Genomic DNA, 17,161 nt, shown 5'->3' on the forward strand with positions numbered 1-17,161 from the left:
TGATTTCGAGAAAATCTGTGTGATAACGCTGATCATCGACCGGCTGCGATTGTTTTCACTGGCTTCTACTGGTTAGTGGCTGCTGTTGGAAAGACAAGTCAAAATCGTTACTTTGAAATCTCTTGCGTCGCTGCATTCTCATTCGGACACGTTTCAAACGCCAGGATTTCAGTAATGGTCGACTTCGGAACTCAGGATGAAATCACCCGTCGAAAAAAAATCGCCAATGAATGGTGGAAAAAGGGCACCGAGGCGATGTCCAAGCAAAACTGGGATTTTGCCATCGAGATGTTTGGCAACGCCGTCCAGTTTTTTCCCGAGTTTCTCAACTATCGACAAGCGCTCCGTGGAGTAGAGGAAAAAAAATATAACAATAATAAGACCGGCGCAAAAATGGTCTTTTTGAAAGTTAACAGCTTACGTAGCCGTGTTAAAAAAGCTCGCGGTGCGAAAGACTGGGTCGAACTGGATAAGGCGGCTGAAGAGGGGTTGGCGCTCAATCCCTGGGATGGCCAGTTTAATCACAATATCGGTGAAGCGTGTCGTGAACGTGGCTTTGAAGAAGTGGCCACATGGGCCTATGAAAAGGCCGTTGAGTCGGAACCCGAAAACAAGGTCTTTCTTATCTCGCTCGGTGATATCTACGAAATGCGTGGTAACTATCAAGCGGCAGTTGGTATCTATCAGCGATTGGCACGCCTGGAACCATTAAATGGAGCTTATCGTTCCAAGATCACTCAACTGGGCGCCAGCCAGACCATCGATCGTGGCGGTTATGAGAAAGCGAAAGATACTCAAGAAGTCAAGCGAGGTTATGAGCATGACCGATTGACCAAGTCTGATGAAGCTGACGGCCCCGGGATGTCCGTTGAGGCCGATCTTCAGCGGCAGATCCGTAAAGAACCCGATAACGTTGGCCATTTCATCAAGCTGGCGGAATACTACCGCAAAGAAAATAAACTCAGTGAACAAGTCGAGATTCTTAAGAAAGGTCTTGATCTTTCCAATGACCCTAACCTGCGGGAACAATGGGAAGACGCCGAGATTCTCATGACCAGGCGGCAACTGGAGCAGCTACGCGATGCGGCTAACAAAGGCAACGCCGAAGCCAAAGCGAAAGGTGTTGAACTCTCCAAAGAACTGATTGCTCGCGAAGTGGATGTCTTCGCTCGGCGAATTGACCGCTACCCGGCGGATCTGAAAATTAAATATGAGCTGGCAGAACGCTACTTCCGTCTGAAGCGGTATTCAGATGCCATTCCTCTTTACCAGCAGGCAGCTAACGACCCACGCAATGAAGCCTCGATACTTGTGAATCTGGGGAAATGCTTCTTGGCAGAAAGCCGGAATGATCTCGCTCGTCGGCAGTTTGAGAAAGCTGTCATTAAGCTGAATTATCAGGATACGCCTGATCCTTATAAGGAATGTCATTACATCCTGGCGCGGCTTTATGAACAGGCCAAAGATTCCCTCAAGGCGGAAGACCATTATAATGAAATTCTGGCGGTTGACTATAGCTATAAAGATACTCGCGAGCGATTGGAGAAATTGCAGGGAGCAGCCGGCTAGGTGGCATGTTACGGCTTGATTTTCGAGTTGTGTGCGAAACTGGCCAATCAACGCCAGGTTCTGGCCATCTCACTATTGCTGTTGCCACAAAAATGAGTAGCACAGGTTGCCCGTCTGCGGGCTACCTGTGTTCCAGAGGCAAATGAGGTTTGTGTTGCGGGGGTCACAAGGCACTGTGAAGATTACTTGTGAAAACCTCTGGTGGCGTTGCCACCTCGGTAGAAATCAGAATTTCAACCGGGGCTACCCTGCGTTACGAGCCGGTAGCGTCAGCGACGGGCATGACTTATTAATCACTCCGCCGCCACAAGTTCATCTTCAACACCCCTCCGAACCGAAAACATTTTTCTTGAATTTAGTTGCTCCTGATTGTGAGATCACTAATGCGAGTGTCCGTCGCTGACGCTTCCGGCTCGTTGGTAGGGGACGCGGGGTGATACACACCCTCTTGTGGCTGCGCCACCCCGGTAGAAATCGGAATTTCAACCGGGGTTACCCTGCTGGTGCAATGCGGACGTTGCGTTCGAGTTTTTAATTCAAGCTGTTATACAAAAAAGAAAAATGAGAATTGCATGCTGCTGGGCCATGTGGTGATGTAAGACGTCCGAAACTCGGGAGGTAACTCATCGTAAGACATGCTTCAGGTACCGTCCCCGTGGCAGATTAAAGACGGAATTTGATGATGAGCAGCAATATCAAGCCCACATTGCCTGAGACGCCTCCAACTGCTAACCAGGCTGAGGCTTTTGGCTCGGCATCTCCTACGCCCATCGTGGCCACACCTCCTGCGATTCCCACAAAAAGCGAACCGGGTTCTTCTTTGACAAGTCAGTATCCGTGGCTGATTCCCTTTGCGGCAATTGGACTGGTGGGGTTATCGATCTGGTTTCTGGAGCCATGGGTCATCAAGTCGTTCAACACCATTTCTACCGATGATGCCTTTGTGGATGGCCATGTCACGTTTGTTGCGCCACGTGTGGCAGGTCAGGTTCTTCGGGTTCTTGTTGACGACAATATGCGAGTCAAACGGGGTGATTTACTCATCGAAATTGATCCCGAACCTTTTCAGGTGCAAGTCGATATCAAACGGGCAATGGTCGAGGTGGCTCTGTCAGATGTGGCTGCGGCGCGCGCTCAAGTTGAGGCCTATGTCGGCCAGGCACGCAGCGCCAAATTTACTTTATTACACGCGATTGAGAATGTTCAAAACCAGATAGCGCTGCTTAGGTCGAATGTGGCTCAATTGAAAGTGGCAGAGGCGACATACACACTCGCAGACCGAGACTTTGAACGGAATCGGCAGCTTCTGGAAAAAAACGTCATTACGCAGGCTGATTTTGATTCGTTCCAGGCTAAGAGGGATGAAACTCGCAGTCGTGTTGACAGCGCTTCTGAGGTGGTACAGGAAACTCGTGCGAGTCTTGGTTTACCGGTAAATACAAAGAATCCTCTCGATGTCCCTAGTGACCTTTCACAGACTTTTTCACTGGTAAAAGAGTCGCTTGCCAATTTGTTGCAAGCCGCTGCTCTTTTTGGTTACAAGCCCCGGTCATGGGATCTGACTCCTGAGCAAGCCATTGCCGAATTCTATCAACTTGATTCTCAAGGAAATATTGACCGGATCTATGACCAGCTGATTCCTAATGCTCCGCTGATTAAACAAGCTGAGGCTAAATTGATGCAGGCCAAGCAGGATCTCTCGCTGGCGGAATTGAATCTTTCTTATTGTCAAGTCGTCAGCGAAATTGATGGCGTAGTTACCAGACGCAACGTGAATCCGGGGAACTTTGTTCAGATTGGCCAGAGCCTGATGGCGATTCGTTCACTGACGGAAATCTGGATCAATGCGAACTTTAAAGAAACGCAGCTGCGAGACCTCAGGATTGGTCAGCGTGTAGAGCTGGATCTGGATATGTACGGGAGTCAACACCGATTTAATGGTCGGATTTCTGGATTTACAATGGGAACCGGACAAACCCTGGCACTTTTACCTCCACAAAATGCAACGGGCAACTTTATTAAAATTGTTCAGCGGCTTCCCGTCCGAATTGAGTTGACTGATTATGATCCCGACAAGTTGCCAATCTTTGCCGGGCTTTCTGTTGTCCCTTATGTTTATTATAAAGAACCGCCCACTGGCCCCAATTCTGGTCGCGTATTACAACCTTTTCAAAAATTGCCGATGATTCCCCAGAACTCAGTGATTGATCAGTAAAAGTTTTCGCTACTGATTATTGAAAATACGTGCTTTACTTTGTTTTTCAGTTCTGATCGGGTCTCGCAAGCGGAACATTTTATGGCTGTTGCCGTTGCTCCCGCCTTACAGAAAATGGTCGTTTTACCTCGCGAGTTCAACCCCTGGATCATCGCTGCTGTCGTTGTTATTCCGACTTTCATGGAGGTTCTGGATACGACGATTGCCAACGTGGCGCTTCGCTATATTGCTGGTGGATTGTCAGCCGCTGTGACAGATAGCGAGTGGGTCATTACTAGCTATCTGGCTGCGAATGCTACCGTCTTGCCGATCTCTGGCTGGCTATCGTCACGCCTGGGGAGGCGTAATTACTTTCTGGGATCCATTGCGGTTTTTACGATCGCTTCGGGGCTGTGCGGCATGGCGACCAGTCTGGAGCAACTGATCCTCTTCCGCATCATTCAGGGATTGGCGGGAGGTGGATTACAACCTTCAAGCCAAGCGGTGCTCCTCGACTCTTTTCCCCAAGAAAAACAAGGTGCGGCCATGACGTTGTTTGGTTTGGCCGCTCTAATCGCCCCGATTGTGGGGCCGACATTAGGTGGCTATCTGACCGTCAATTATGACTGGCGATGGATTTTTCTCATCAATGTGCCGATCGGACTGGTGGGCGTTATCGCTGCGGCTGTGGTGCTGAAGGATCCCGAATATCTGAAGGAACAACGCAAGTCACTTCTTAAAGAGGGGCTGAAGTTTGATGGGATTGGCCTGGGTCTGCTGATCATCGCCATTTCGTCCTGGGAGGTGGTTCTCAGCAAAGGTCAGGAATGGGACTGGTTTGGTGATCCCTTCTGGCGCGTTCAGACACTGGTGGGATGTTTCGTGATTGGCCTGGGATTGTTGATCTGGCGACAACTGAGCATTTCGCGACCGCTGATTAACCTCAAACCTCTGGGCGATGCCAATTTTGCTGTTTGCTGTGCGATCTGCTTCAGTGCCTATGCGGTACTATATGGGGCAAGCACGACACTGCCCGGGATGCTGCAGGCTCTTTATGGATATGATGCTCTGGCTTCGGGGCTGGTGCTCTCGCCTTCGGGTGTGTTTGCCATTATTACTATTCTGATCACCGGGGCGATTTTTGCGAGGGGTGTGGACTCACGCTGGTTCATCGCCTGCGGCCTGCTGTTGATGGCGGCGGGATGCTACTGGATGTCGATCATGACTATGGATATCAGCCCGTGGCAGGTGGTGTGGCCGAGAGTTGTGATGATTATGGGGTTGTCGATGATGTTCGCTCCGCTCAACGTGGCAGCTTACCACTACATTCCCCGCGAACTCCGAGCATCAGCCGTCGGGATTTTTGCTCTGCTGCGAAACGAAGGTGGCAGCGTGGGAACGTCGATTGCTCAGACGATGGAGATCCGGAGAGAACAGTTTCACACAACCCGTATGGGCGAGTTTCTTGATCCACTCAATCCGGCTGTGGCAGATTTCCTCAACCAGACATCCCTCTACTTTCAGTCATTCACGGCGGATCCGTCCGAGGCCAAGGCGATGGCCCTTCAGACGCTGGCCAATCAACGCCAGATTCAAGCCGCTTCGCTGGCCTACTTCGATGACTTTTATCTCTTTGCTGTTCTGGCTATCTCACTATTGCTGTTGCTGCTTTTCATGAAGAAATCGACTCAGGAAAAGGGTGCGCATGTCGCTGCGGAATGATGTTTACGCTCTGTTGAAATGAGTCGCACAGGTTGCCCGTCATCGGGCTACCTGTGTGCCAGAGGCAAAAGAGGTTTGTGTCTGGGTCACATGGCACTGTGAAAATATTTTGTGAAAACCTCTTGTGGCGTTGCCACCCCGGTAGAAATCGGAATTTCAACCGGGGCTACCCTGCTGCGGAATGATGTTTACGCTCTGTTGAAATGAGTCGCACAGGTTGCCCGTCATCGGGCTACCTGTGTGCCAGAGGCAAAAGAGGTTTGTGTCTGGGTCACATGGCACTGTGGAGTTTTTTTGTGAAAACCTCTTGTGGCGTTGCCACCCCGGTAGAAATCGGAATTTCAACCGGGGCTACCCTGCTACTCTGCTATAAAAAATCGTGGTTACGGCAAGAATGGGAAGAGTGTTTTTTTGTTTTCTTCGGTTAATGGGGCGCCGTATTCACAAGGCTCGAAGGCTTCAATGAACTTGACCTGAGCCGCTTTTTCTGAGCCGTAGGTGGCTTCGATCTGCTTTTTGAAGCGAGTGGCCAGTGGGCCGTTGAAGCTTTCATAGAAGTCCTGTGCTGCCTGGCGGATGGCGGTTGCACCTTCGACTTCCGGCTTCAGCATGGTGTAAGGGAGCCATTGGCCAAACTGGCAGGCGTGGCAGGCTAACTGGTCGAGAATGGAGTCAAAGACGGGGGTCACATCAACGACGACTGCCGGGTCAAAGAGAGTCGGCTTTTGGAAATTGTCCGAGAGGTACATGATCACGGGGTTCTCGCGCAGAGCGGGAACCTCGGGAACAATATTGGGCACGATCAAAAGGTAAGCCGCATCGGCCACGACCTGTGACGTCCCGCGATGATCCGGGTGATAGTCGTTGGGGCGATGAGTCAGGACGAGGTCGGGTTGCTCTTTGCGAATCAGGGCGATCATCTGCTGGCGGAGTTCCAGCGTGGGAAGTACTTCGCCATCATTCTGGCCCATGATGAGATAGTTTATGCCCATCAAGCGGGTGACGGCTTCGGTCTCGGTCTTTCGCAGCGCCGCCAGTTCATCAGGAGCCAAACGATGATGGCCGGCATTGCCACAACTCACGGAAACAAATGTCACGTGGTGGCCTGCTTTACGGTATAATGCGGTGATTCCTCCGGCTTTGAGTTCGCAGTCATCTGGATGAGCGCCGATTACAAGAATGCGGAGGGGTCGATTCACAGCAGAAACCTCATTAAACTTCAGTTGTCAGAGCCGTCAGACGTACAATGCACGCACAGCCGCACCAATAAATCACGGCCCTGCCCTGCAGAGAGTTGAAAGAGTTGACCATGTCTTTACCAGTGATTCAGGGGCCGGTTTTTCCTTCCGCCAATTTTCGTCCGGCGATCGAGGAAGATCCATTGGAATTGATGGATGAAATCGACGCCCTGAAAAAAGAGCGTAACGCCGCCATTCTCGCACACTTTTATACAGAGGGTGACTTGCAGGAAATTGCGGATTTTACGGGTGACAGCCTGAAGCTGGCCCGGGATGCCACGACAATCACCAATCCCGTCATTGTGTTCTGTGGTGTCCATTTTATGGGAGAATCGGCGAAGATTCTCAGCCCGGAAAAAACCGTTCTGATGCCCGACATGCAGGCGGGATGTTCGCTCGCAGAAAGTTGCCAGCCAGAAGATCTGGCCCGTTTCCAGAACGAGTTACGAGCTTCTGGCCGTGATATTCAGACGGTGGCCTATATCAACACGTCGGCTGCGGTGAAGAGTTTGTGTGACTGGATTGTCACCAGTGGCAACGCACGGGAAATCATTGACAGGGTTCCTGCGGATAAGGAAATTCTGTTCGTCCCCGATCAGCATCTGGGGCGTTACCTCAGCGAAGTGACCGGTCGGAAAATGATTCTCTGGCCGGGATCATGTATGGTGCATGAGGTCTTCAGTATTCAGGATCTGTTACGGGCCAAGAAAAATAACCCTCAAGCGGTGGTGATGGCACACCCGGAGTGTCCGCGTAACATTCTGGAGCACGCGGATGTCATTGGTGGGACAGAAAAAATGCGTCGCCATGTCGCTGCCATTACAGAACCCACGACGTTTCTTGTCGCGACGGAAGCGAACATGATTCATCCGCTTCAGAAGATTGCGCCGCAGCATACGTTTATTCCTGTTCCAGGAATCATGACCAGCACGGGCGAAACTTGCGCTTGTAATAGCTGTCCTCACATGGCCCGAAATACATTGCAAAAAGTACGTGATGCCCTGCGAGACATGCGGCCGGAAATCGTCTGGCAGCCGTTCTTTGCTGATGCACAAGACGTGTTGCGCAGAAGTTTGCTGGAGCCTGCGAAGTGATGATCTTAGGGTCATTATTTTGTAGGGTGCATGCTGATGCACCAGAAATCATAAGAAGTCAGGTGCAGGAAATTCCTGGAATGCACCAATTACAAAAAACGCGAAGATTGGTGCATTGCGCTGTCGCTTCATGCACCCTACCGGCTGGTGCGTTGATAGGCGCCCTGCTTCCCGTGAAATCACCCGGAAAAGGGACTGCATGCGGCTGTCGATTTTGATTCCGGTTTACAACGAGTCTGAGAGTCTTTCTGAATTGCATCGTGAACTGACGGCAGTGCTTGATGCGCAGCCGTTTGCGAGCGAGATTCTGTTCGTAGATGATGGATCTCGAGATACTTCGTGGACTGCCATTAAATCTTTGGCTGGCGTTGATTCTCGTGTCCGCGGCATTCGTTTTCGTCGCAATTTTGGTAAAGCGGCTGCCTTGAGTGCTGGCATGCTGGCAGCTCGCGGTGAACTGGTCATGATGCTGGATGCTGATCTCCAGGATGATCCGGCTGGCATTCCGCGTTTTCTGGAAACTCTCGGTGACGACTGGGATGTGGTCAACGGCTGGAAAATCCGGCGGCTTGATCCCTGGCACAAGGTCTATCCGTCATGGGTGTTCAATGCGATGGTCAGCCGCCTGACAGGTTTGCGACTGCATGACCACAATTGCGGGATCAAGCTTTTCAGGTCAGATGTGGCGAAAGAAATCCGCCTTTATGGCGAATTGCACCGCTTCATTCCTGTTCTGGCGCATATGCGTGGCTTCCGTGTGACAGAAATTGATGTCCATCACCGCTCGCGGCAACATGGCCATTCCAAGTATGGCTTTCGCAGATTTACGCGCGGGTTTCTTGATCTGCTGACGGTCTCCTTTCTCTCGTTTTACCGACAGCGGCCACAACATTTGCTGGGTGCCACCGGATTATTTCTGTTCGCTATCGGGATTGTCGGCCTCTCCTGGCTCGCCGGTGAATGGGTGCTGATGAATCTGTTCCACGCATGGCCTTCGACACCGATTGGTGGTCGCCCATTACTGGCTTATTCTCTGGCGCTCACCGTGCTGGGTGGACAAGCGATGTCGCTGGGCTTTCTGGCTGAACTGATTGTTCATTTCAGCAGTCGGGAAAGCGATGCCTACAGTGTTGCTGAGCGAGTGGGAAACCGTGAGGAAACGCCATCAGGCAGGTTGCTCTGAGTGCTAGTTGGTGCATTTTTTGAGAGTGCCTCCAATTTCTTTGAAAGTGCTCGCAGTTTCTGGGAACTTTCCCAGTGCAATGCCTCTCCATTGAGTGGGATGACACGTTTTCAGTCGCTGTTGCACTCTTCATTCAAAAAATCTCTGCCAAAAATTCACCGCGAATACCGACGGTAATTGCTATGGTCTGGAGAGAAACAACTCGACTTCAACGGAGTGAGTCCCTCTGTTTCGTGCCGCTTATTCACCAACAAAATTGACACCCTTGCCGGGGCTTTTGCCATGATCTATTCATGGGGAGAGTACCTGTTCGCTTGAAGAATGGATTGCCATGCGACTCAACGCTCTTTTTCGTGCGTGCCGCCGCTCTCGGCTGGCGATGATTGGCCTGACGCTTTTCTTTGTAATAACGACATGGAGGCTGGGCGTGGCAGCGAAGGAGCAGGGATCCGCAACCGTAGATCAAACGGCCGCGCTGATGAAGCAGGGCAATTTCAAGCAGGCTCTTGAACTGATTTCACCACAGCTTGCCAGCCCCCAGACCGCTCCGGAAGCGGCTGCTAAATTCTTGCACCAGGCCATCCAGTGCCTGGCACGGCTTGACCGAATCTCTGAAACAGATGCCCTGCTTGAAAAAACGATTGCCACCCATATTAAACAGCCTGAAGTGCTCTCCATGGCGGGGGAAAGTTACCTCACGCTGCCCTCTAACGGTCAAATGGTGGGAGGCGTTTATTCCCGTGGGAATAGCAATGGTCAGGGCCGCAATGTCTGGACAAGTGAACGCGACCGTGTTCGTGCGATGCAACTTCTGGTTGAGGCGTTGCAACTTACTCCTGAAAATCAGACGAAATCGAAAGTCCGTGTGCTGCGAACATTAAAGCAAGCACTCATGACGAATCGGAGCGACCGGCAAGCCTGGCAGCTTCAACGACTCACTGACCTCTCCAAGCTCCCAGATTTTGACGAAACACCCCCCTGGTTTGGACGGAATCAAGGCTCTGATGCCCCCGTCACGGATGAAGGAGAGCCGCTGTATTATTCGATTCCTGCCAGTTGGGAAGCCGCTCAGTCTGATGGCGAACGTTACCGCTGGTTGCTGGATCAACAGAAGCAGGTTCAGCCAACCGATGGGCCGCAGGTTGATCTGGAGTTCGCCCAATTTTCCCAGTCACAGTTTGATGTGACAACGCTCATGTCACGCGGTTGGTTCCGCCTGCCTGATCCCGATGAAGGCGAAAATACCGGTGCGATTCTCACGCTCGATACCTTGACCGAGAAGGAAACGGTTGCCCGTTTGGCGACTGGCGTCCGACGCTTTCAACTCCGAGACGACTATGCGTTTGTCCCCAGCTTCCGTCAACTGGCGGATGGCCCCAACGATACCTATTCTCAGCGTGCTCGAACCCTGCTGGCTCAGTGCTTCGAGAACCGACGCCAATATCCGCAGGCGGCTCTTGAGTGGCAGGCGCTGCTCAAGCAGGATCCCAATTCAAAACTGGCCAAGGAGCGTCTGGCCCAGATCACAGGAAAATGGCTCTCGTTTGAGCCAGCCCGCACTCAGGTCGCGGCCACTCAAGCCAAACTGGGTGTGCGTTTTCGTAATGGAAACAAGCTCAGCTTTACGGCGGAACCCATCAATGTTTCCGGGGTGTTCGATGAAATCAAGCGATTGCTTCAGGCCAATCCCAAGGATCTCAACTGGTCGCGGTTGAGCATCGATCAATTGGGTTACGTGATCGTCACTGAAGGTGACCGCAAGTTTGTTGGTAAGCCCGTGGCTCAATGGGCACAGGACGTTGTGCCGCGTCCGGAACACCGTGACAGCATTGCTGAAGTGTCGGTTCCGAAGCTTCCTGCCGGGGCGTACCTCATTACCGTCACCATGGCGGATGGGAACACGGATCGGATTGTCTTGTGGCTGAACGACACCGCAGTGGTGCGGAAGGCTCAGGATGGCGGCCCACTCTATTTTGTGGCCGATTCCGTGACGGGAAAACCTATCGCGGGCGCCCAACTGGATCTCTTCGGCTGGAGGCAGGAATGGGTACAGAACGGCCGGCGTGTCAATGTCGTGACCAAGTCTTTGGCGGGGATCACGGATGCTCAGGGGTTAGCCCGTTTCCCTCGTGAAGCGGTTCGCGAATACCAGTGGCTTGTTACGGCAAAGACTCAAAATGGCCGTTTTGCTGAGATGGGCCAGCAGGGTTACTGGTATAGCGATCGCGAAATGAAGCAGGAGGAACGCAAACGTTCCTATGTTGTGACGGATCGTCCGGTTTATCGACCATCACAAACAGTCCATTTCAAGATCTGGCAACAGTTGGCGACTTATGCCGAGATTCGCGCGGCTGTCACTCCTGAAGGTCAGCCACTTGTCATTCGCATTCGCAAGCCGCAGGGCGAGGTGGTTTTAGAAAAAACGCTGGCGATGGATCGCTTTGGTGGCGTTGATTTCGATTACGAACTACCCGCAGACGCTGCTCTGGGTGAATATGCCGTTGAAGTTGAGAATTCCGACTGGGGCCGCTTCCGCGTCGAAGAATACAAGAAGCCGGAGTTTGAAGTTCTGGTCGACGGCCCGGAAACCCCCACGAGGCTGGGCGAAAAGTTCAAAGCCAGGATTACGGCCAAGTATTATTTTGGGTCGCCTGTATCACAGGGAACGGTCAGCTATAAGATCGAACGCCGTGCATCGCATGAGCGGTTCTTCCCTGTTTCTCCTTGGGATTGGCTCTATGGCCGTGGCGCGTGGTGGTTCGCCTCTGATGCCACGTGGTATCCAGGCTTTGAACGCTGGGGTTGCTTTGGGCCGGATCGCGGTTGGTGGCCACGGCCCGTGGAAGCCCCCGAATTGATCGCTTCGGGCGAGGCACCGCTGGCAGCCGATGGTACGTATGAGATTGAAATCGATACGGCCATTGCCAAGGAATTATTTGGTAAGACCGATCACAAATACACCATCCAGGCCGATGTGACGGATGGTTCGCGCCGCACGGTCTCTGGAAGTGGCTCGGTGCTGACCACGCGACAGCCGTTGCAAGTGACGGTCTGGGTTGATCGTGGCTTTTTCCAGGCGGGTGCTACTGTCAATGCGACGGTCGCCGTGAATCAGCCGGGTGGGGTTCCTTTCGCAGGGGATGGCCAATTCACGCTCTATTCCATTCGCTATGCTGAGGATGGGACTCCCCATGAAACGAAGCTGGAAGAATGGGCCTCAACACGCGGCGAGGATGGCTTTGGGAAGCAATCATTCATCGCGGCCAAAGCGGGGCAATACCGCCTGTCGTACCTCGCGAAGATCGCTAAGACGGATGATAAGACACAGTTTGAAACTGTCGAAGGAGCCTATCTTTTCACCGTGCGAGGCGAACAGGCCGTGGCGGGTGGCTTCCGTTTTAATGATCTGGAATTGGTCACTGATAAACGGGAATACACTCCTGGCGAGACGGTTCAATTGATGGTCTCGACCAACCGTCCCGATGCGACCGTACTGGTCTTTGTGAGGGCATCGAACGGAGTCGTGGGCAAGGCTGATGTCAAGCAGCTGACTGGCCAGACAATATTGATCCCGATCCCACTTGATGCTGCCGACCGGCCGAACATTTTTGTGGAAGCACTGACGATTTCAGATGGCCAGGTTCACTCGGCTGTGCGGGAAATTCTTGTCCCTCCTTCGGGTAAACTACTGGATGTCTCGATAACGCCTTCGCAAGTCGAGTATTTGCCGGGAAGCGAAGCTCAGGCCACGCTGGAGATCAAGGACAAAGCCGGCCAACCGTTTGTTGGGCAACTGGCTCTTTCGGTCTATGACCGCAGCATTGATGCCATCGCTGGCGGGCCTCTTTCCGGTGATATTCGTGAGTTCTTCTGGAGTTGGAAACGAAGTCATCAACCCGGCAATGAAACAAACCTGACGAGAACATCGCAACCTGCTCGCCAGCGCAATCAGGTCGTGCTCCAGCCGATCGGGATCTTTGGCCGGATGGACGTCGATGATGCCACACGCAGTGATCGATTCAGTGCTGTTGGCCGGGGAGGAGCGGCACTGGGGATGAACGCCATGGCCAAAAGTCAGATGATGCCTGCCTCTGCTCCCATGGGAGCTATCGCTAAAAGTTCTGCCGATAAGAGCGAAGTTCTTGCCAGCGATTTTTCAGGGGCCGAGGGGGGCGCGAGTGAGGCACCGGTCACGATTCGCCAGGAGTTCGCTGACACCGCCTTCTGGAACGGTGCCATTGTCACTGATGAGTCTGGCCGCGCTGTGGTGAAGTTCAAAATGCCCGAGAACATCACCGGCTGGAAGCTCCGCACCTGGGCGATGGGGCCAGAGGCGCAGGTCGGTGAAGCGACTTCTCAGGTTGTGACCCGCAAGAACCTGATCGTTCGTCTTCAGGCACCACGATTTTTCGTTGAGAAGGACGAAGTCGTCCTGTCGGCTAACGTTCGCAATGAATTCGCAGAGGCCCTCGCGGCTCGCGTGAGTATCGAATTTGATGGGGAGACTCTCCAGTTGTTAACCCCCGCGACTTCCGAAGTTGTCATTGATGCCAAATCGGAAGTGAGGGTCGATTGGCGTGTGAAAGTGATGCACGAAGGGACAGCCACCATCCGCATGATCGCCCGTTCGGATAGGGAATCCGACGCGGCCCAGATGAAGTTCCCGGTCTACGTCCATGGTGCACCGCGACAGGAACCGTTTGCCGGGACGATCAAACCGACAGCCGCCAGCGCTGTGGTGGAATTCACCCTTCCGGCTGAACGTCGTCCCGAGACGGCGGTGCTCGACATCCGCTATTCGCCCACACTGGCTGGGGCCATTGTCGATGCCCTGCCCTATCTGGTCGAGTTCCCCTATGGATGTACCGAACAGACTCTCAACCGCTTCCTGCCGACACTCGCCACACAGCGGTTGCTGCTGTCGATGAACTTATCGCTCAAGGACATTGCTGCGAAACGCAGCCAGCTCAATCCGCAAGAAGCGGCTGGCCCGGAAGAACGGGCTGTTCGCTGGAAACGCTTCAGCCGTGAACCGGTCTTCAATGAAGCGGAAGTCGCCAGGATGACACAAGAGGGGCTGGATGCTCTTGTGGAAATGCAGCTTTCCGATGGTGGCTGGGGATGGTTCAGCGGCTTCGGCGAACGCTCCTGGTCGCACACTACGGCTGTTGTCGTGCATGGCCTGTTGCTGGCCAGGGAAAACGGGGCTTCTGTCAATGAACAATCATTGGCACGCGGTATTGCCTGGCTCAAGAATCATCAGGCACAGGAACTCAGCCGGCTGAAACTTCCTGAAAAAGAACTCAACCATAAACATGCTGCCGATGATACCGATGCACTCGTCTATTCTGTTCTGGGCGAAGCGAAGCACTTTTCTGCGGAAATGCGTGAGTTCCTCTACCGTGACCGGGTCGGTCTTTCGGTCTATTCCATGAGTCTGTTTGCTTTGGCCCTGCACGCGGAAAATCAGGCTGAAAAACTGGCGATGTTACTTGAGAACATTGGGCAGTTCGTGGTGGAAGACGCTTCCAACGAGACGGCTTATCTCAAGTTCCCCGCCAGCAATCGCTGGTGGCTCTGGCATGGCAGCGATATCGAAGCCATGGCGACTTATCTCAAGCTGCTGGTACGAACGAATCCTAAAAGCGAAGTTGCCCCTCGGCTGGTCAAGTATCTGCTCAATAACCGTCGTCATGCGACATATTGGAACAGCACCCGCGATACCTCGCTCGTCATTGAAGCCTTTATCGATTACCTCAAGGCAACGGGCGAATTGAATCCGCAAATGACGGTCGAAGTCTGGCTGGATGGCAAACTGCGGCAGGAAGTGGCCCTCTCTAAAGAGAATCTGTTTACCGCTCAAACACGGCTGATCATCACTGGTGAAGAACTCACCACTGGTTCCCATCGTGTTGAACTGCGACGACAGGGCCAGGGGCCGGTCTACTTTAATGTGGATGCCAGTTATTTTTCGCTGGAGGATCCTATCCCTGCCGCCGGTCTGGAGGTCAAGGTGGAACGTAAGTTCTATAGACTCGATCCCATCGTTAAAGAAGGCGTTCGCCCAACACAAACTGGTGCGGTCAAGGATGTCAATGAAGCGGGATTCAAGAAGACCGAACTGGAGAGCCTTGCCGAGTTGAAGAGCGGTGATCTGCTGGAAGTTGAGTTGATCATCGAGACCAAGAATGATTACGAGTATCTCCTCTTTGAAGACCTCAAGGCAGCGGGGAGCGAAGCGGTCGATTTGCGCAGTGGCTACACCGGCAACGAACTGGGGGCTTTCGTGGAGTTCCGCGATGAACGGGTGGCGTTCTTTGTCCGCTCATTGCCACGCGGACGGCATCAGGTGAGCTATCGCCTGAGGGCCGAAATTCCCGGTCAATTCAGTGCCCTCCCCGCCCGCGGCCACGCCATGTACGCCCCAGAACTTCGCGGCAACTCCCACGAGTTCAAGCTACGAATCGTCGATTGAGACTGCTATTTCCAGGTGTTCTTTCAGGCGTTCGCGTCTGATTAACACCGTATCGAGTCTGGTTTGCTGCACCTGCCTGGCGATCAAGAATTGCCGGGCAGGTGTTTTTTTCCGCTTCTCCGTTTTTTTGCTTTTATCACTGTGCAGAAAGAACTCTTGAGAAAACTCGCCATTAACTTGCAATTGGTGTGCATTAAGTTATTTTGTGCATGAGAGGGTTGGTGTTTGAGATTGATCTGAAAAGAGGGTTTTCCCATGACTCGTGTTCTCTTGCTGATGGCCTTGCTGTTTGTGATGAATAGCTCGCGGTTTCCTGCCGCACAAAGTGCGGAATCAAGGATCGCCACGCGTGTGTTCTTTCAGGATGATGAGACTCATACGCTGAAATGGGCCGATGTTACGGCTGGTGATACCTTACAACTGACGACTCCCGCTCTGGTGGAAGGTTTTCCCAAGCTTGATCCTGAACAACAGACATTGGTTCAAATGGAAGCCGCCGCCGGGATGTTGCTTGTTGGCGTGCGCGATGATGACGATGGCAACTTTCAAAGCGGCTGGGTGCTGATTGATACGGGGGTCGATGAAGAAGAGCACGGCGACCATTCTCATTGGCACTATCCCAAAACGCCTCGCTTTCGCGCTTCCCTGCTGGATGACAAGCAAGGCAATCCCGCGCATCTCTATTGCTACGATGACATCTTTTATCTCGCCAACGATCGACTGAGCGGCTACACCCGGCTTGATCCACGTTCGGTGACACCAAACGACGATGCTGACGCCATCCGTAAGAAGGCCACGTTTGTTCCGGGCGGAGGCGGGCACATTACTCTGGCCGTCGCTGACAAATCGCTGGGTTTCTCGAGTTGGATTGATCGCGAAGGGCCGAACAAAGGACGGGTCGATGTGACTCCCATTGATGCGCACCCGAGAAAAGTCGCTTCGTCATTCAACCTGCCTACGGGAGGGATTCACGGAGCGACCGCCAGCCAGGGGAAAGTCTTCTTTGCTCCCTCAGACGGGGTTTGCTGGGTCGATGTTTCGCAATGCAAGGGGAGCGACAGTCAGGCCCCTGCTATCCATCATTTATCACTGGGGAAAGTGGATGATAAGCCCCTGAGAACTGGCTCGTTTGCTACCTTTGGCAAGTATGTGGCCTGCACGACTGGCAGCGGGAAGGATTCAGCGCTGGGTCTGTTAGATGCCTCAAAGCCAACGCCGGAATTGATTCGAGTTCCTTTGGCGCTTGCTGACGGTAATCGGGCGGTTGGCCCCTACTTTGTTAAACCACGCAAGGGGTCACCACTGGCATTCATCTTTCACGATCATCCCTCAACAACCGAGGCTCCGAATCGTCTCACCTTGCTAGAACTTGATCCCGATGGAGACGGTCAATGGAATGATGCCCGCGTAGCAGAAGAATATGATGTCGGGAAGTCTCGCGTCGACGGACACAGCGGGCATCACGCCCTCGACTTTGATGCAGACCGCCGCCGGGCCATTTTCACCAATCCTGGCGACGGAACGCTGACGGTTTTCTCAGTCAGTGATCGCAAACCAATCACTGAGTTTCGCGTGGGTGGCATACCCTCAAAGATCGTCACGGTGGGTGGTCGTGCCAGCCAGCACTAAGGGCCTGTTCAAAACACGCCCTCTCCCGCGCGGAAGAGGGCCGGGGTGAGGGGTATT

General features: G+C 53.1%; 8 protein-coding genes. 7 read left to right on the forward strand and 1 reads right to left on the reverse strand.

Annotated features, from left to right (window positions below; all coding sequences use genetic code 11):
* Positions 1-174 precede the first annotated feature (174 nt).
* From SH287x_RS06600 to SH287x_RS06610, 3 genes are all read left to right on the forward strand, one after another.
* On the forward strand, positions 175-1,569 hold the full coding sequence (locus SH287x_RS06600; protein WP_479517792.1) for a tetratricopeptide repeat protein: 1,395 nt from the start codon (positions 175-177) through the stop codon (positions 1,567-1,569).
* 679 nt (positions 1,570-2,248) lie between these two features.
* Positions 2,249-3,784, forward strand: coding sequence for an HlyD family secretion protein (locus tag SH287x_RS06605; protein ID WP_479517793.1), 1,536 nt, complete (start codon positions 2,249-2,251; stop codon positions 3,782-3,784).
* Between the two features lie 81 nt (positions 3,785-3,865).
* A complete protein-coding gene (locus SH287x_RS06610) occupies positions 3,866-5,485 on the forward strand; it encodes a DHA2 family efflux MFS transporter permease subunit (protein WP_479517795.1) in 1,620 nt (539 codons plus the stop codon).
* 383 nt (positions 5,486-5,868) lie between these two features.
* On the opposite strand, the gene SH287x_RS06615 is transcribed toward SH287x_RS06610, so the two are convergent.
* A complete protein-coding gene (locus SH287x_RS06615) occupies positions 5,869-6,684 on the reverse strand; it encodes a PIG-L deacetylase family protein (protein ID WP_479517796.1) in 816 nt (271 codons plus the stop codon).
* Positions 6,685-6,794: 110 nt separating this feature from the next.
* On the opposite strand from SH287x_RS06615, the gene nadA reads away from it, so the two are divergent.
* The 4 genes from nadA to SH287x_RS06635 all read left to right on the forward strand — a co-directional run bounded on the left by nadA (position 6,795) and on the right by SH287x_RS06635 (position 17,104).
* Entirely contained in the window at positions 6,795-7,817 is a 1,023-nt protein-coding gene (gene nadA, locus SH287x_RS06620; protein WP_479517797.1) for a quinolinate synthase NadA, read from the forward strand.
* A 199-nt stretch (positions 7,818-8,016) separates the two neighbouring features.
* Positions 8,017-9,000, forward strand: coding sequence for a glycosyltransferase family 2 protein (locus tag SH287x_RS06625; protein ID WP_479517798.1), 984 nt, complete (start codon positions 8,017-8,019; stop codon positions 8,998-9,000).
* A 331-nt stretch (positions 9,001-9,331) separates the two neighbouring features.
* Positions 9,332-15,475 (forward strand): alpha-2-macroglobulin family protein, encoded by a 6,144-nt coding sequence (locus SH287x_RS06630; protein ID WP_479517799.1) that lies wholly within the window; start codon positions 9,332-9,334, stop codon positions 15,473-15,475.
* 255 nt (positions 15,476-15,730) lie between these two features.
* Entirely contained in the window at positions 15,731-17,104 is a 1,374-nt protein-coding gene (locus tag SH287x_RS06635; RefSeq protein WP_479517800.1) for a YncE family protein, read from the forward strand.
* Positions 17,105-17,161: the final 57 nt, after the last annotated feature.

This window comes from Planctopirus sp. SH287 (assembly GCF_056500625.1).